Consider the following 18,439-nt stretch of genomic DNA (forward strand, 5'->3'; position numbering starts at 1 on the left):
ATTATGTTAAACGGTAAGCCATGTTCATAATGTTCATGAGCTTTGCAAGCTCTTGATTCGACAGCCCCCCATTCCACGTCCATGCTTGCAAACGGGCTATGTTCAGTTGTTCATTGGGACCTGCTATGAAGCTGATTCAGTGTCGCCTATCTGCAGGCAGTCGAATGCCACTGCTGGTGCAGGATGGCGCTGCTGCGCCGTTGCCGGTGCTCGTTCCGTTTCTCTATGTCCAGTTCAAGCTCAAGTACCGTGCCTATAACACCGCAGCAGCCCACCTGCGAGCTATCCAAGCGTTCTATATCTATGCGGAGAGCCGCAGCCTTGATGTTGATGAGGCGATTCTGGAGTGCCGCTTTGAGTCGATCCTTGCTTTGCTGGACGGCTACGTCGTTTGGCTTCTGAGCGGTCGGCGAGCCGACAATATCTCCGCCAAAATTGGTGCTGCGGATTCGTCACTCTTCCCCAAGATCGATCTGCGAACCCGCGACCAGTACCTGGGCTTGCTGAAGCGCTACTTGGCATGGGCTGCAACCCGCTACCTACCACGTACTCCAGTCAGTACTGGAGCTCACCACTTAATCAATGCTGCCTTCGTTGACGTCGCGGAAGCTATCGAGCGTCGCTTCGACAGCCACATCGTTCAGGTCCTTCCTCAGCAGACTCGCTACCGCAGTCTGACGGATTCGCAGCTCGGGATCATTCATGCGCTGATCCGCCCCGGCGGTGCGGAGAATCCTTTTCCAGAGCGCGTTCAGCTGCGCAATTGGCTGATGATCGAACTGTTGCTCGAAACGGGTATGCGTCGTGGAGAACTCCTGAAGCTCTACACCACAGATATCAACCACGGCTCCCAGCACGCCTATGTCAGCATCAATGACCGCGAGCATGATCCAGATGACCCACGTGCCGAAGAGCCGGCGCTGAAAACACACAGTCGTACAGTAGGTATCTCTTCTCAGTTGTATGAGGTCTACGAGCGGTATATCCAGTGCGGCCGGCGCCCTATCCGTAACGGTAAGCCGATGAAGATGCCGTCCCGCTACCTGTTCATTTCTGACCGTGGCCGCCCGCTATCAATCCGCGCCTTAGCCAACGTGCTTGATCGACTGTTTCTGACCATTGAACTGGCTCACCCGGGGCTACTGCCTACACTTTCGGCTCACGACTTTCGTCACACCTTCGCTGACCGGTTCTTGGCCTACCTAATTGAGACGCGCGATTACGAACTGGATCGAGCGATGGATGAGCTCCGGCGGGTTTGCGGTTGGTCAGACGCCTCGGTGATGCCACGTCGTTATGCGAGCCGTTATCTCGCGGAGTCGGCCAACCTACACAACGCTCAACGGACTTCAGCAGCATGGAAACGGCTTGACGGCTAAGGAGGTGCAAGTGACTACGCCCGCCAACCAGGACCAAGTGTCCCCGCCCTCTCCTTCAAGTGCTTACGTATTTCAAGGGCCTCCCCGGGTAGCCATTCGAGCTCGTACCAACGATCAGCCACGATATGTGAATACCCAATCTACTATTTGGAAATGGTACGACGGAGGTTTGCCTATAGAAGTGAATTGGGAAGAGATTAACCTCAACTCAAGTCTGCTGGAAATATTTAAAGGATTCATCGCTCACTCTCTTGAGAAATATGCGCCGCGAACTGTAGAAATGTTCTCTAGATTAATAAAAAGAATGTCAAAGAGTGGAATCTTGAAGGATTTTCCTTGGGAGCATAATGATGTTGTGCTTGCAGCTACACGTCTTTCTGACTCTCGACATGCCCTGATTGGATTTCGAGTATTCTATCGCTGGGCGTTAAGTCGTGGGCTGGCAGGATTTAATCAAGGGACTTATCTCGCAATTAAAGAAATTAAGTCTGATCACGTAGATCAATACTCTCGCATCTTCCTTTCGCAAACTGGATTAGATCTTAATGAGGAAGTTGGGCTGCTTAAGCGAATTGAGCGAGAGGCTGGAAGAGATGGATGGATAAATCTTCAGTCCAACATATTACTTCACTTAGGGTTCGAGTTGGCGCCGCGCTTAATTCAATTCCATGCATTAGATATTTCTGACTTTGAAATGGTTAGAACTTCAGGTCCTGATACGTACTACACCCTCTGGCTACCGATGGCCAAGAAGATCGGCCAGCGTCGTCCAGAGCGACGCCCCCGCAAGATTACCAGCCCCCTAGGGGAGAAGATTGAAAGCCATATCTCCGAGCTTAATCGCCGCTTTGGCAGCACCTGCGAAGCGTTGTTTGTCAGCCCTGCTGGTAAGCGCCTATCGGTAATTGGTATCGGCACTAACCTCAAGAACGAATTGCGCGAAGCTGGCATAGAACGACCGAATCAAGTCTCTATGTTACTTCGTCATCACTTAGGTCAAGGTCTGGCAGATCAGGGAACACCGGCAGAGTTGATCGCCGAGTTGCTCGGCCACAACAGCACTGTCGCGGCGCGCGCCTATGTCACGGCGACTCCTAATATTGCCCGCATCAAAGAGAAGGCGCTCGGTAAAAGCCCCTCCTACCAACGCATCATGCGCAGTCTCTTGACGGGTGAAATCGTGCGGCGCCGCGATACTGAGGCCGAAAGGGAAGTTCGTGGGGTTGTCGATATGCAATATATCGGCGACATAGGTGCCTGTGCCCTTCCCACTCACACGCATTGCCCCTACAACCCTGTCTATGCCTGTTACACCTGCAAAAAATTTCATCCTTTCGCGGACGGCCGCCACGAGCAGGTGAAAGAAGCGCTGCAACGGGAGGCGCAACGCTTTATTGATGTGGCCGAGCAAGCTGGTGAACCCCAACACAATCGCACCCTGGCGCAGCACCAGGCCACTATCCTTGCTGTAACGGCCACCATTGAACGCTGCCAAGGGCATATAGGGGAGTCTGAATTTGACTCTGTCTAGAGCGCAGCAGAACCTTGACGTGTTCTTAAGGCAGGAACGGGCGGCTTTCCAGTTGTTGCCTATTAATACGCCGTGGGAGTCAACACAGTGGTTAGTAGGAAGTTGGCTTCCCCAACGCGGGAAAGCACAAGCGATCACTTTTGAAACACATCGGCAGTCGCTCGAGAAGTCTGGGTATGCCGTTCCACCCAAAGCCCCCCTGCCCCCGGCTTTTCAGGACTTCTGCAAGGCCATTGTTGTGCACCTACAACGTACCCGGGGATTGAAGTTTTCGATGGCGGCGGCCTACAACATCGCGACCAGACGACTGTACAACCCGCTGTTCGAGCGCGGCGAAATAGACCCGACCCGATTGACACGTGGTGATTTTGATCGCGTTGTCGGTTTTCTTCGCGTGAGTAGTTACAAGAACTTATACGATGCGATTTCGCACCTTAAGGTGATCGCTGACACGATTGATAAGCTGCAAATAACTGAGATTGCCATTCACTTTGAGCATGACGTTCGCCCCGAGAAATCCCGTCATGATTACATTTCCTTGCATGACCCTGATCGTGCGGTAAAGCGACGCGAGTCTGATGAGAAGTTACCGTCTCGCGAAGCCATGGAAGCTTACGCGCATTGCACAAATCAGCCCTTAAGTTCGGACGAGGAAATTTTGCTCCGAGTGATAGATTTATTGATTGCGACGGGACAGCGGGGTAACGAGGTTGCAATTATCCCCTATGACTGCTGGGTCGAGCGACCAATTAGAGATGAACAAGGTGAAGTGGTATTAGACACTCATGGAAAGGCGCTTGTTGAATGCGGGATTCGGTACTTTGCGGAAAAGCAGTTTCAGTCACGAGTTCATTGGCTCGCTGAAAGTGACGTTCCGCTAGCTAGGCGTGCTGTTGAACGATTGAAGAATTTAACCACTGAGCAACGAGAAATTGCGGTATGGCAAGAGCAGCATCCAGGACGGATCTGGCAGTATTCCCCCGAAGAAGTGATATCTGAGCGAGAGGTCATGAAGTGGCTGGGATTTAGCAACGAGCAAGGATACGGAAGAAACCTCTACCTATATTTGTCTAGAAATGGCATTCATCCGTACGACGAATCGGTGGGGCGGAAAAATAAAACCGTCGGCAGGAGGTATTTGGCGGGTGAAATTGAGCGCCTGATTGCCCCCAAGCTTGGTGGCCATGCAGCACTTACGGAAAATACTCAAGGCATAGCGAAAGTCGTACTTAAGACTAGTGAGGTACTTGCCATCGCTTTTGATGGTCAGTTCCGTTTCGGAGGGCGCGACGCGAATGTGTTCCGTGCGATCCCGCGGCGGGTAAGCCTGGAGGAAATCAACCGAGCGCTAGGCGCTGACCCCAGATATCCCTCCATTTTTTCTCGTCGCTCATTGGTTGAAGCCGATGGGGCGCCGATTCGCCTAACGAGTCACCAACCCCGACATTGGCGCAACACCATCTATCACTTAACCGGCATGAGTGATGTCCAACAAGCGTTGGCCCTGGGTCGGAAGCGCCTCGATCAGAACAAGTTTTATCAGCACACCAGTATCGAAGAAGCCACCGCTGCCCACCAAGAGTTTCTGGCGTTCAACAGCTACCAAGAACGCATCGATTTTCTACACGCGGGCATTAGAAAGGGCCAAATCCAGGGCTCGTTGACCGATAGCTACCACGCGCTGCTACAAGACAAAGGTACGACCACGGCTGAGGCCTTTCTCACGGTGCATGCTACAGCTCTACATGTCACGCCCTTTGGCGGCTGCGTCCATGATTTCTCCCAGGCGCCCTGCCCTAAACATCTGCAATGTTGGAACGATTGTTCGCACCTGCATCTGATAGGCACACCATCCGAAAGGAAGAACTTGCAGGAGCAAGCTGAGCGGCTAGCTTCTGCCATCCTTATCATGCGCGAAGGTGGCGATGGCGAGGCCGGCAGTGACGTGTGGCTGGCGGATCAGGAGCACAAACTCAACAATCTGCAGACTGCCCTTTCACGGCATAGTGCTGGTGTTCAGCAGGTATTTCCTGCGGGGCGGCCGATGACGATTTCTGATGCCAACAGGCGCCACAGCTCAGTTTCAGATGAGTAGAGACAGCATAGTGCAACGACAGTCCTTGAGAGGCGCCGCCTTAGATGAGGCGATTGATGCCCTCCTCGTCCAAATGATCAGCCTTGGCTTGGAGCGTGCCCCCATTTCACGCACGGAGGTGCAACGGCGTCTGGGGCTGACGAGTAGAGCGACCTTGGTAGGTGAGCGTGGCAGGCGAATAGAGTCCGCCCGCCTCGTACAACTGAGGGAGAGCGGAAAAGACCCTGATAGCGAGCGCGGTCGTAGAAGCTTCGAAGAGAGAATTGCCCATTTGCAGGCAGAGAATGCTGACTTGATCAAGCAGCGAGATCGACTTTACGAGGCCCTGACGGTGATTTCGCAAAACTGCCTAATAAGAGGGCTGGATGTAGAGGAGATTTTTGCTCCACTACGCAAGCGTTAGCAATTTACTGCGCAGTCGGCTTTGGGGCGGAAGCTGCTGTCTAGAGATAGCTAGCTTTTAGTGCACTTGGAAGGCGTAGCGGGATCCTCTCCATGTGCTTCATGCTCGATGTCGAATGGCACAAGTCGACCATCGGGATACTGCCACATCCACCCCCCGTCCACCTCGATGGCGTGTGGCAGGCCTAGCTCGTCAGTTCGCTTAGCTGATTCGGCGGTTGCCTTGGCCATGATCTCTGCCACTTTATCGAGGCCTATCTCTTCAAATAGCGACTTACCCATAGCGAACCCCCTGTGGGCATGCGCTCTGAGGTGGTTCAGAACGCTGCAATGTGCTCAGTGATGCCGTTCCTCAGGGCCTGATGCAAGGGCTGCATCAGCGAGATCCTTTCGAATCCTCGCTATCAGGTCCTCTAGGTCCACCTTGCGCTCGAGCTGCAGGTACGTGTACGCCAAAAGCGTCATTGGATGCACATCCAACACCGCCGCCAAGCTTCCTACTTTCTCGAGCGTTGGGCTTTTGAGTCCCCGTTCGAGAGTGCTGAGGTAGGTACGACTGCTGACTTGGGAGAAGTCTTCCTGCGTCAGATGCTTGCTCGTCCTCAACGCCTTGAGAGCTTGGCCAAAGGCCTGCTTCGGTTCCATTTGCGCGCCTCGCAAAGGGAACGATGAAGCCCTTCAGAACACTTTAGGACTACAATCTATAGTGTTCATTTTAGCGGAACAGACCAGATGTTCAGAACACACAAGCAGGCGGAAATCCCATTGGATGAGCTGTATGGCGGGGACGCCCGACTATGGAGCATTGTAGAGCATAGCCTCCACAGCCCTTGGTTCTACGTTTCGGTGCTCGAAGGACACCCTGGTCAGACGCTCTGCACCATGCTGATAGTGCAAGAAGTGCCCGTATTAGAGGCGTTGCTTGCCCTACAAAGCGAGACGATGAAGATCGAGAGCGTGCAACTTGTCACCCCAAGCTACCTAAACAACACCGATAGTTGGCGCATGGAGGGGCTGTCTGAGCTTGTGCTGCTCCAAAGCGCCGACTCGCATTGCTACCAATTCCTCGTTGAGTGTGGGCGTCGATACGTCGACGGCGATGACGCCGTGCAAATGAGCGGTCAATGGATTGACAGACGCGTCATCTATCAATGCTGAGACCAGAGGGATGAGGTGTGTAACAGCAACACCTTGGCCGATTCCTGATGCAACACCACTGCGGCACGCACCGTTTGCGGGCCACCACCGAATCTGCCCCCAAAACCCACTCACCCCCGCCTACGGCTGATGCGCTTGACCGTTGGCTCGTTCCTTAAGATGAGCAGCTCAGAGTCCAGAACTGTGCGAGATATAAATGCAAGCGTCCTCAACGTAGGCTGATCATCGATTGCCCGCGCTACCTCATCCGGATTGACCGACTTGTGGCCAACGAGTGAGCGACGCGTTCTGCTCTTACGAAGCACGTCCACGATTGTCTGGCCAATTTGACGAATCCCAGCTTCATTGAGATCCCGAGTAGCACGTTGGTCCTGAGCTACTCCTAGGAGATCCGCCATCAGCTGAGTTTTGACTAGCGATGGTTCGTCTGAGCATCGGTATGCCATGGGAAGGCTGTTGAACACGACGTAGTGCTCATCTTCATCGGGCAAGACGCCGATATCACCTGGGCGGAAACCGAACGAGCGATTGACGATCTGCTTCGACAGGTAATGCGCGTTCAGTTCTGCTGTTTGGTGGAAACCTGGGGCGACGTAATAGACTTCGTTGCCTTTACTTTCAAGCTCCAGCAACAAATCATGCTGGGCGGAGTGCCGTAAGGCATGAAGATGCCAACGGTAGTAGGCGCCTCCCATCAAAGTGTATTCCTTGCAGTTTGTACGCTCCAGGTAATGGCTCAGCTTGAATTGGAGGAAGAGCGGTGATCCGAACGGAATCTTGACGTCGTAACCGCCACCAGGCTTGCCCTCTTTCTGCAGCGAAGGGAATTCCGGGGCGGCTACGACGTGAGAGCCGGGCAATGTAATCAGTTCGTTGGTGAAGGCGAAGCCGTAGGAAAACTCAGACATCTCGGGTTTCATTGCTGCTGCGTCCTTGCTCTTGATGATTCATGTCGGAAGGTATTGAGGTCGCACGTACGCCAACGCGTGGAGTGTTTATTGCATGGATCCCTGAGCCGCCAGTTCCAAAATCGACCACCCCGCAGCCTTGAGTGCCATCCTCCGCTTCTCGCCTGCCGCCCCCTCCCCCAGGGAGCTCTGCCGTATGGCCAAGCACAGCATGTGGGTCGGCCGGGTCATCCCAACGTACATCAGCATCATGTCTTTCTTGGCGCTGTCCTGTGGTCTCTTGGCAGCGGCTTTTTGGCCTTCAAGCCACGGCATGAGCTTCTGAATGAAGTGGGTTTTCCTAAAGGTCTCAAGGATCAGCGTCGCAGCGTGGGTTTTACCTTTTTCCGAGTGAATGGATGACATCCGAATATCGACGCCGTCGGCACCGTCCTGGAATCGGTAGGTGTTGATTAGGGAGCCTCCGCTTTCTCCGGCTTCAGTGGCTGTTGGAGCAGGTTCCCAAGCAAGGTACTGGTGGCTTTGGCGATCCGCTGTCACGGCCTCGGAATCATGAAGAGCGGCCGCTAGCAACAAGAGCTTCGGAGAGATGACCTTGACCCAATCCTGCTCAGTGACCTCCGACGGCACGAACAGAATCTGCTGGAGGCACTCGCGGTACCGAGCGAAGGCGTCTGGCTTGGTTTTGAGTTTCTCTTCCACTGAGGCGTGATAGCGGCCTCTCAGCTTCACCTGGCTGCCAGGAAACGCCAATGAGCCCAGGTTGGCGAGGCATGAAGCCAACAACTCGACGGCTGAAGAGGCTGTGGATTCGCGCATCGCGTACCGACGCGCAATGTGGGCGCCTTCCGCGTACGTGCGAGGATTGAACGACGTCTTAGTCGTGTCAGATCGGTAGGATGGCCAGTAATGCTCCAGAGCCTTCGGATACTGGTTCGCTTTGTAGTTCTCAAGCCGGTGCACGGCGCCGACGGCGAACACACCTGCCTTGCGGGATTCCGTCGGCAGATGTTTCAGCACCAGCTTTCCAAATTCATCCAGCACCCCGGTCGCATCCTCGTCGGGGAAGACGATGATTGTGTTAGGGACGCTGCCTGCATCACGCGGAGCCCGAAGTCCTATCAATCCATTTGTAATAGGGGCATACGCAAAAGGGTTGGCGATCGATGCAATGGACTGATCAAAGCGGAAGCTACTGGCGATCTCCAACTGACGCTCTGGGTCAGGGAAGGGATCCAGCAATGGCCTGTTCTTCTCGAAGATTTCTTGATTGGGATCGCCGACGCGAATGACACGGACGTCTGGATCATCGTGGGGAAAAACGCGCTGAAGCACATCCGCCTGTTCAGGTTGAGTGTCCTGCATCTCATCGATCAGGACACATGGGAAGCGCAGACGTAGTGCGGCGCCGACGCCCTCCTCCTGATCGAGTAAAGCGTGGCCCAGAACGAACACCTCGTCGAAGCAGAAGTAACCGGCCTTGGCTGCGCCACTAAGTGATTTCACCACACTCTTGTAAGTCGCCGTATGTGGTGCAAACCCAATGTCTTCATTACCGAGCGGCTGGTCGAATTCGGCAGACTGGATCCGCAAGCTGTGAAGGCTTTTGAATTTTTTCTCGAAGGCGGCCTGTGCACCAAAATGTTCGCGGTACGTCAGTTCCCTTCGGCGTGCTTTATGGGTTGCCTCATCGTCAATGGCCTGTAGTGCAATCCCTTTCGAGCGTAACCAAGGCGAGGCCAAGAATCGGCCGGTGAAGCCATGGATGGTGTCGATATAGTGAGGGAAACGCAGCAGCCGTTGCCCCACCTCGGTGCCGCCGAGGCGCTTCTCGATTTCTTCTCGCGCTGCATTGGTGTGCGATAGCACGCAGATCCCCTGCATGCGGCTCTTCCACTGGCGGGCCAGGATGGCAAGCTTTGCGACGACTAGGGTCGTTTTTCCGCTACCAGGGCATGCCGCCACATCTACGGTATCCATGGACTTCAAGAAATTACGACGGGGCTCGTCCAACTCTTCCAGCCCCATCAGCCCAATGACCCAGTCCACATCGGCGTCAGTGATGGGGGCAACCAGTTGGCTGAGCGTCATTTGGCGACCTCTTCCACCGAATCAGCAGATCCTGGATTCGGTGCGGCGGGTACCATAGTGGGGTGAGCCGGGCTGGTGTTGGTCATTGCTGCACCCCGCGTCGCATATTCAATCGCATGGACAATGTAGGCGGGCAGCAGTCCCCGCAGCGTAGTGGCATCAAGGGAGCGGTCATCGAAACGCTGGTCTATCAAGTCGATCAGGTGCTGGGCTGCGATCGCTTTGGATGCCCTTTTGAAAAGCTTGTAGATCGCGGAGCACCGGGCTTCTTCGGTAGCATGGGTGGTCTGAATCTTTTCGAAGGCCGTCTGCGCCTTCTTCAATACGCTGGCCTTGGTTTCCTTGCCTTCGTCGATCTTGTCTTCATTGATGGCCAGGTAAGCGGCATGATGGACTTCCTTTGAGAGCCCTTTGAACGCCACGTCGTATTCGAGCGTCCAGTGATCGGCAACGAACGTGCGCACACATTGCCCATCACTCTCGGCTCGTTTGTCGCGATGCTCTTTGAGGCCTCTTTCGATGTCCGGCGAGGTGGCGCCAAAGTCTTTCACGGCGCGCCACCGCCGGTCGGCTTTGTCTGGCCAGACGGCCCCTTTTACTCCTTTCAGGCTCAGAATCTCGGGCGCGCAGTCCGGCATCACGTCCATGTCTGTGATGCATGCCGTAGGCACGGTGATCTCGCCCTCCGACCTATCTTTGCGCTGCAGGATTTTTGAGTAGCGCCGCAGCCCCACACCACCCACATTGATGATCGATACGCCGTGTTTGGTGAGGTCCAGGCCTAACCGCCGAGCAAGCGAAGGCAGCAGAATGGCTTCCGCATCGCCTTCTACGACAAGCAAACCCTTTGCGTAAAAAAGGCCCGCCTTGGTCACGTCGAGGAAACGACTGAGGAAGCGATAATCATCAGTTGCCAAGCAGGTCTTGTTTTCCGCTAGCGAGAAGGCCTGCTGCCTCTGCATCAATACCAGGTTCTGCAGGGGGATTTTCGAGCTCAGGTTAGGGCTGTGCGTGGTCAGGATGATTTGAACGGGCCTTAAGTCTGCGGATGGCTGGGCCGCGGCCTCAAGAAACTCCATCAGTTGGAGCTGGCGCTGTGGGTGCAGGTGCGCTTCGGGCTCCTCGATGAGGAGCAGCGGTAGCCCATCAGGTTCTTTACCGAGCAGCAACAGTTCGCAGGCCATGAACAACACATTATTGGAGCCTAGCCCGTAAGCGCCTCGGGCTTCACCTGTGGCGTGATCCAGTAGCCCCAACTCTAGGCGTTCCAATATCTGTTTGAGCTTTGCGGGATCCGTTCCAGCCTCGCCAAAACCGATCCGGCTCGTGAGGGGCTGGCCGGCGAGTGATAGCGGTCGCAGGTAAGTGTCGTTGATCTCTTTCTGAGCGGAGACAATGGCGCTGTGACTGTTCACCAGGTGGCGAAGAAAGTCGCCCATACCGGCAATACTCAGAGCCTCAGCACTAGCGAGGTCAGCCGGGAGTAAGGCAGGGTCGAAGGAGCTGCCGGCATCAATATTAGGGAAACTACTCAGGACTTGGGAAAGCCTGGAGTTCCTGCCCGGGGACATTTCCCTCTCCGCGTCGCGCAGAGGTTTCAGGTATGCGGTGGCCAGTAGTTGCCGTACACCTACGTCCAAAGACGGGCCATCTCCGTTCTCACCCGAACGAACCGAGATGTCGACCCATTTGCGGGTTGAGGCGGATGCGACGACGCGGCGAGCAGACCAGTGAACGTACAGCCGACCCACGCCGTCTTTGTAGGTCACGTACTCAGCGAAAGCACCGAGTTCCGCAAGGCTCAGTCCTTCCAGGGTGCATCTGAGGGTGATGGTTTCCGCTTGAGTGCCATCTTTGGCAATGTGGAAGTCCTCAATCTGCAGGCGAATATATTCAGCATCCCGGGTTTGTAAAACGTAACGGATCGCATCAATGACGGCGGTTTTACCGGCATCATTTTCACCAACGAGAGCAGTGACGCCTTTGTTGAACTGGATGTTCAACGCATGGCCACCATTGCCAAACTGGCGGAAATTTTCGATTTTCAAAGCTGAAAGGAACAAAGCGCTACCCTCACCTGATTCAGAGGGTTGCCAGCCTGGCCGACACTTTCCCTCCCTGGATGTGCTAGCTATATGCCATGAAAAACCTGTGTGAGCTACGCGATTCATCGACGCGTTGCTTCAAGTCTCCGTCAGGTAGCCTGAGCACTGCTTCCAACAGCAGGCGAATTGCGCGCGTAGGTGTCGACGTAGTGCGGCCGAAAAAATTTGGGTACCGCACGCCCCGCCAACATGAATGCCTCAGGCGGCTCTCCGTGGATATGCACTGAGAGTGCGGTATCTCAATGTGGCGCCGCTTTGCTATTACCGGGCAGCCACCCTATCTAAATCCATGGTATTTCCTGTCCTTCGACCAAGGAACATAACGAACGGGATCGGCCTCAGTACTAAAGCGCACACCTTGGATTTTGTGAATCACGATGCAATCTCGCGCTAGCCGCAGGCTTGGTTCGGGGGGCGGCACCAAAAGCAAATACTGGGAGTGTTCATCATCGGATTTAGGTTCAGCTTCCCAAATTTCGGGGTAGTAGATCCATCTATCCTCATCAGGCTCATAGAGGCTCACATGCTCTGCCTCATCCGCAGCTTTGACTCGCTCCACCCCACTGGCTTTATGGAAAAGAATCACGTTTTGGCCCGGCGAAGCATCCTGGGCCACTTGCACAGAAGGGAATAAGATCCCATCGAGATTCAGCTGATCATGAGTTGCGAGGTAGTCGGCAATCGCTTGGGTGATCAGGTATCCGCTTTCTGCCCAATCAGGCATAACCGGCATAGTTAGCTGCCGTTGTAAGGCTTTGAGAAAAGCGCAGCGCTCAGAAAGGCTCTTGCGAACTGGATCGAAATAGCTCAGCTCACGGTGCGGACGCATTGAAGCCAGATCGTGCAAGTTGAGAAGCCGCAAAGGCCGAATGACGTCGAAACGTGCGGTGACAACCATACTGCCAACGGGAGGACGCACTTCGGCAATTGCCGTGTGGTCATCTGTTGCACCGTAGAAAACCGAGATCCCTTTGGCATTCATTCGACCAGGGGCCCCCTTACCTCTGGGTACCGGGCCCAGATGCTTTTCGGGGTGCTTCAGGGCTTCCTCCATTGTCTTGTCGTCCTGAAACACCCGCCCCCGCTGGAATGATGTGATCTGCTTTCCCTGACCCACCTCGACGATTGCTGATCGATTGTCCTTCGAACGCAAATCTTCAATGCCGTCGAAAACCATCGCCAGGATATTCCCGACCATGGGATTTGCCAGTCGCGACTCAAACTGCAGGCTGTGTTCCATTTTGCGCCAGCCCATCGTTAATTCGGACGAGGCTTCAGTCTCTTCGACAAAATAGGGGTCGTCCTCAGCACCGTGGTAGCTCCACGAATCGAGCAACCGCTCATGGATATCCGAAAGAAGTGTCTGATTGGCACCCAGTATCCGCTCCAGCACGTCGTACAGACTTTCGCCGACTGGAGGGTAGCCGTGATGAATTACTGAGTCCGGCTGCTGGATAGGTTGGAACGAGGCTTCGATTGCCGCGTCGCAAAGCTCAACCAATTCTTCCATATCCATGACTGGAAGCTCTCGGGCACAGTAATCGCATTCCCCAGCATCATTGTCTGCGGCCTTATCCCGCAGATAACCCTCGGTGAGGCAATCGGTACACACCAGTTGACTCATCACGTGCTCCTTGGCTGTTTCAGACGATAAATATCTGCTGCTAGGCAAAGGCCACTCTCTGTCCTCAGCTGCCGAGCGGCATCGTGCCTATGCAAGTTACTAGCTACATCAATTTCAACGTCGCCATCCCAACCATGATGGTCTAACGGAACCGGATTTAAATCATGCCTTTAGGTTTAGTGGTCGCGCTGATGACATCTCCCTTCTCTGTTACAGTCTGGACGAAACCCTTCGTTCGAAGTGCGTTGACCAGCCTTATGTTGAGATCGGTGTATGGCACCTCAATTTTTTTGACATGCGGTGAAAGCTTAGTGAAGCCTTCATCACCTAGCATACCAAGCATGGAGGCTGATTCATCCCAACTGCACGATGGTAAGCATTGGATCAGCATTTCAGAGCGCTCAGCTGAAGTCAGCCTCTCGTCACATGCGAAACTCTTAAGTGCGGGGATAAATTCCTGAGGAAAACTTGTCGAGTGTCGATTTGCGAGGCTGCAGGTTTTAGCGATCTCTTTGATAGCCACACTATTGGCCTGGAGGGCTTCAGTCGGCAATGCTACCCACATTTGGATTTTTTCATTCAATTCAAGCGCGCCGCTTTGACTGAGTGGCAACGCCATATCGATCGATAATTGGGATAGATCAACTTGGTCGCGTGCTTGTATCCAGTGTGCCACGAGATAGGGAGCTTCCAGATGAGCATGGGACGACTTGATGAAATCTCGAATCTCATGGCTATATGACAGAAACGGCGCACTCGCAAGCATCTCCCAGCGCTCCGTTGACTGCGCTCCCTGGAGGATATCTGGATCGTTCAAGACTAGATTCTCGAAGATTAATTCAATCGCTTCGTTCGATACCCCTGCCGCACCGAGTAGGTATTTTTGTAGCTCAGGATGCATTGAGGTGTAAGAACCCCAGAGATCACCCCGGAGTTCCTGTGCATGGCGCTGGACAAAGCTTGCGAATGCCTCCATATCCGAGGCTTCGCAACCTTTATCCTCCAAAGCAGGTGCGAGTATACCCTGGAAGAATGCCCAAACCGCAGCGGCCTTCATCGTCACCCGATCAGACAGCAGAATTTTCGCCCACAACGATGGGGTTGTGTCTTCAAGTCGGTCGAAGGTGCATGTCGTTCGATCAAATAGCTGAGCCACGGTGTCTGAGTCATCTGACTCTTTTAAAACAGCATTTACCAATTCATTAAAGGAGGCCGCGGACTCATCCAGCGTTCCGGCTTGGCCTAAAAGCGTGTTTGTGAACTCTTCTGGAGATTCAAGCAATAGGTTATCCAGGTCGTCAATCTCCAGTGCCTTCAGCCGCCGAAATGAGATGATGCTTAGGCCATTCTCAGCCTTGTTTCGATGAGTCAATTCGCTTTTTTGGCAAATCAGCGCCAACATTTTTAGGTTTATCTCAACGCATCCCCACTTGATCAGCTTCTTGATGTCGTCGTGGGTGATGTTGTCATTTAACTCTGAGAAACGCATCGGCACCTCTCTCAACCAAGGCCAACCGTTACCTCCCGATTCGAGTCCAGCCATCAAGCGTGAGATATCTTCCAGACTCGCAATGACATCATAGATCTCCTTGCCCGGCATAGAATCAAGCTCTCTGATCTGGGTAACTTCTAGCCCATCGAATAGTGCACTAATCAGCACCTGCCTCAATACCGGTGATTCGAATCGCTCAGCAGTCAACAAGGCTCGGAACAACCCGGGCTCTAAAGAAAAAACAGCTTGAATAAACCTCGACGATGCCGCAGTTGATACCAAAATCTCGGCCGCTTGTGCCATTCTGTTCAGATGTCCATCAAGCCCAGCCCTGAGAATAGTCGCGAGCTTACTGCGCTCATGACTCACGCCCGGATTATTGTATGGACAGCTAGAAAGGTACTCAATCAGTGCGACGATAATGCCCCTCCCATCACTCAGATCATCTGTATCAAGCTTTTCCACGGCCTTATTCGGGGCGCTGATCACAGTTGCGACGTCCACGGAGACACCACGTCTCAGTTCCAAAATCAGGTTTTTGTCTTCAGAAGTGAGGGAACCTTCGTAAAAATAACCAAAGTAGTCTGTGTAATCAGTATCGAAATAACCATGGCGCATCAGGTAAATGACAACGTCCAAGCCGATCAGCTTTTGAGCAATAGTATCTCCGTAGTTTTTTTTGGCAGCAGCACGGAAGGTTTGGTGAGTAAGTTGTTCTGCTTTGGCTCTCTGTTCGGCCATTTCATTATCAATATCAACTAGCGTTCGCTGGAGCAGGCCATACCTTTTTTGATACGACGTTGACTCCAGCAATTCCATTGAGTCAATAGGTGCTGACGACTGCTGAGCATTTCCGTACCTGTCGTTGATGAACATTGTTAAATGAGTACTTTGAGAAAATATCGAAATAAAAATATCATCACTAATGAAATCAATTAAAGTAAATTGGCCGCCATTCCTTACATGGACATGGGTTGCACCAGCAAGCCCAGACTTCTTTACAAGCTCAAGCCAAACATAAGCGCGAAGCTCAGACACACTTTCAGCGATTTCTTGCGCACGCGCCCCCCGCATCTCTCGTAGCGCCTGACAGGCATCTTCAGCCTGTTTGGACTGCTGGAATCGCCACTCATTGAAACCATGAATAGTCTCGTAAATGGATCCGCGCCTTTTAACCAAGTCAGCGTATTCCGCAGGATGCAGATTGCGAATCGCGATAATCGCAAAAAGTTTGTTTGGATCAAGCTTTAAGCCGGAGCCGCCACTAAGAATGCTGGAGAATATGTCAAATTCGTTGACAATATTTTTGATCAGCCGCATATCATCAATGAAGTAACAAACGGTTTCGACCAGCGTTTCATTAAGCTCAGCATCCAGCGCTGCGCCATTGAACTGTCGCTCACGAAGCATCTTTAGCATTTTCTCGCGAGAGTTCTCGGAGTTGATTACCGGGATTACTGGAATTATCAGGTCGAAAAATTTCGTTTTCTCCCCCACAGCAAAAAGCTCATCCCGAAGCGCATAGATGAAGTAAACCGGCCGTTTAATTTGCGGAGATTGTTTTATGATGAAATTTATTTCCCGCAGGCGCGTGAAAACGTCATGAATACCAAACCTGTCGAGATCCTCGATCACCACGATGTCGATTGTGCTACGCTCAAAGCAGTAGATGATTTCATCAACATTTTTGTGTAACACGGAACTGTGGTGCGTTGTTTCCAGTTTTCCGCCCTTTATCGTGAAGCCGTCAATACTAAACAGGGACAGTAGCTTCAATACCGAGAACAATATGTAGATGCCACCAAACCCCAATACCAGAACAGCCGCCAACCCAGGGATCCATAGAAGCCATTCGACCAACCACGCCGGGTCGACTTTCGGTAGCTTCTCGATTGTTGGGACATAAAGTCGCAGTACGCTTGCGATCATCAGAACGTAGAAAACTGTACGCCCCCATATGATGGACGACGGTGCTTGGATTATTCGCTTCAATCGACTCTTCGGTAATTCTTCTGACGGTACCGCGTACAGCAGTTGCTGAACGATGGTTTCCTCAATGCGGGTCAAGATATCCGAATCGGTTTTTTTCTCTGCACCTTTTGGGTCTGTAGCGATTGGACTGGATTCAGCGGGAGCGACAGGAAAATCAGTCAGGCTCCCCACTCTATCCTTATTCAGGTCCTTTCCGAAGGCGGCCAGCGATACAAATGCATAGGTGAGTTCAGGATGACGATCGACAAATGTGCGAATGACACTGCTCTTTCCGGCACCGTACTCGCCAGTAATCGCAATATTGCGAATTTGGTCGTTGCTCAGTGCATTCAGTAGTTCGCTCTCGTAGCGCTGTGAGCGATCCACATCCAAAAGGACAGGAGTCAATGGCTCAAAGACATTTGTATTGCTGGCTGTAGCTAGATATTCACGCGCAGCGGCCACTGCTTTGGCGCTAGCTTTTCTGTAACGTCTGTACTGACCCATAGCATGATTTAGGAGAGAACTGACGTGATCGCATTTCGAAAAATAAAATTGAGTTAGACGGCGAAACATCCCTTTCTCCTGTGCCACTGAAAGGCTGCTCGGGAGAACCGCCCCAATGATCATTGCTTAATCCACAGCCAACGCTACGTATCTGTACAGCAGGCAGTAATGATAGCGCAGCGCCATCCCAGAATGCGACGAACGCGCTATAGCCCACGGAGAGGCGTGGCCTACCTCCGCGCAAAAGGTGTTCCTACACGGCAAGACGCTGAAAAACCAAAGCTAGGTGAGAAAGCGTTTGTACTGGCCTTACTCAGCAAAAGCCATCTTCGCGGTCACCAGGAAACTAAAGCCTTCCCCCTTTCAGGGCATTCGCGGTTTTGCTGGATGGTTGGAGTTCAGCATGGGTCATGTGGAATGCTTGAAAGGCCTCGCTAATCTCCCGATTAACCAAGGCCAATGCCTCCCCGCTTCCGACCGTATCAAGCATGGATAGGTCAATTCCATGAATCTCCGAGAAGGCCTGCAGCAGCCGCCAGAACGGAGTCTTGTGATCTATATGTAGATCACTACGATGCACGATGTCCTCGCCGCTGATCGCACATTTAGCGGGTAGCGTCAGCGTCTCTCGAAACGCTATTAACTGTGAACGAACCGAGAACCTAAGCGCCTCGCAGACTTTCCCGTAGGATGATTGGCGTACACCGCTGATACAGAGCTTGTAGGAGAACGACTCTTCTGTGCCGTCGCTGCGAACGAGCCAAAGTCCCTGGCCTGCGCCTAACACATTCCGCTTGACTTTGAAATGGTCAATGCCTGACCCAATCTTCCGCTCTGCGTCTGGATGTAGCGCAATGAGTAGATGAAGCTTTTGGATGGCAATGTTGTGCGAAACCCTGCCAACCGGTGCGGTGGCCACGAAGACCTTGAGCCTATCAAGCAGCTCTTGTTTGGATGAGTACTGAAATGGCCCTAACCAGTACAAACCTGCATCTCCTCATCCCCCGCGTCCTTTCAGCTCAGCCAACGGAATCGTTGCGTGCAGAGGGCGGCTTCTTTGCATGAGCTTCTCATGAACGTGGAGCTATGAACATCGGAAGCTATCGCGGAGCCGCATGGTCAGTGGTGCTTATGGCGAGGACGTTCATGAACGGAATACATCGCCCATAAGTTAAA

The 18,439-nt window shown here is 53.1% G+C and carries 11 protein-coding genes; 4 read left to right on the top strand and 7 right to left on the bottom strand.

Annotation, left to right across the window (positions count from 1 at the left end):
• Positions 1–125 precede the first annotated feature (125 nt).
• The 3 genes from CTR55_RS19295 (at position 126) to CTR55_RS19305 (ending at position 5,005) form a co-directional block, all read left to right on the top strand.
• Positions 126–1,379 (top strand): site-specific integrase, encoded by a 1,254-nt coding sequence (locus CTR55_RS19295; RefSeq protein ID WP_296288484.1) that lies wholly within the window; start codon positions 126–128, stop codon positions 1,377–1,379.
• A gap of 10 nt (positions 1,380–1,389) precedes the next feature.
• Entirely contained in the window at positions 1,390–2,910 is a 1,521-nt protein-coding gene (locus CTR55_RS19300; protein WP_296288486.1) for a tyrosine-type recombinase/integrase, read from the top strand.
• A 274-nt stretch (positions 2,911–3,184) separates the two neighbouring features.
• Entirely contained in the window at positions 3,185–5,005 is a 1,821-nt protein-coding gene (locus CTR55_RS19305; RefSeq protein ID WP_296288488.1) for a hypothetical protein, read from the top strand.
• Between the two features lie 738 nt (positions 5,006–5,743).
• Here CTR55_RS19305 and CTR55_RS19310 read toward each other — a convergent pair.
• Positions 5,744–6,052, bottom strand: coding sequence for a helix-turn-helix transcriptional regulator (locus CTR55_RS19310; RefSeq protein WP_296288489.1), 309 nt, complete (start codon positions 6,050–6,052; stop codon positions 5,744–5,746).
• An 87-nt stretch (positions 6,053–6,139) separates the two neighbouring features.
• Here CTR55_RS19310 and CTR55_RS19315 point away from each other — a divergent pair, with 87 nt between their 5' ends.
• The gene (locus CTR55_RS19315; protein ID WP_296288490.1) at positions 6,140–6,565 is read left to right on the top strand and encodes a hypothetical protein; all 426 of its coding nucleotides are present in this window, start codon (positions 6,140–6,142) and stop codon (positions 6,563–6,565) included.
• A 110-nt stretch (positions 6,566–6,675) separates the two neighbouring features.
• Here the strand turns inward: CTR55_RS19315 and CTR55_RS19320 are convergent, their stop codons facing one another.
• From CTR55_RS19320 to CTR55_RS19345, 6 genes are all read right to left on the bottom strand, one after another.
• Positions 6,676–7,485: a hypothetical protein gene (locus CTR55_RS19320; protein ID WP_296288491.1), complete on the bottom strand. Its 810-nt coding sequence runs from the start codon at positions 7,483–7,485 to the stop codon at positions 6,676–6,678.
• A gap of 75 nt (positions 7,486–7,560) precedes the next feature.
• Positions 7,561–9,564 carry a UvrD-helicase domain-containing protein gene (locus CTR55_RS19325; RefSeq protein WP_296288492.1) on the bottom strand — a complete coding sequence of 668 codons (2,004 nt, stop codon included), beginning with the start codon at positions 9,562–9,564 and terminating at the stop codon, positions 7,561–7,563.
• A complete protein-coding gene (locus tag CTR55_RS19330) occupies positions 9,561–11,627 on the bottom strand; it encodes an AAA family ATPase (protein ID WP_296288494.1) in 2,067 nt (688 codons plus the stop codon). The genes CTR55_RS19325 and CTR55_RS19330 overlap by 4 nt, the downstream gene beginning before the upstream one ends.
• Positions 11,628–11,946: 319 nt before the next feature.
• Positions 11,947–13,293, bottom strand: coding sequence for an RES family NAD+ phosphorylase (locus CTR55_RS19335; protein ID WP_296288495.1), 1,347 nt, complete (start codon positions 13,291–13,293; stop codon positions 11,947–11,949).
• Between the two features lie 157 nt (positions 13,294–13,450).
• The gene (locus CTR55_RS19340; RefSeq protein ID WP_296288497.1) at positions 13,451–17,332 is read right to left on the bottom strand and encodes a hypothetical protein; all 3,882 of its coding nucleotides are present in this window, start codon (positions 17,330–17,332) and stop codon (positions 13,451–13,453) included.
• A gap of 277 nt (positions 17,333–17,609) precedes the next feature.
• On the bottom strand, positions 17,610–18,248 hold the full coding sequence (locus CTR55_RS19345) for a DCL family protein (RefSeq protein ID WP_296288498.1): 639 nt from the start codon (positions 18,246–18,248) through the stop codon (positions 17,610–17,612).
• Between the last annotated feature and the right edge of the window lie 191 nt (positions 18,249–18,439).

The organism is Pseudomonas sp. (assembly GCF_002796985.1).
Taxonomy (GTDB): domain Bacteria; phylum Pseudomonadota; class Gammaproteobacteria; order Pseudomonadales; family Pseudomonadaceae; genus Pseudomonas.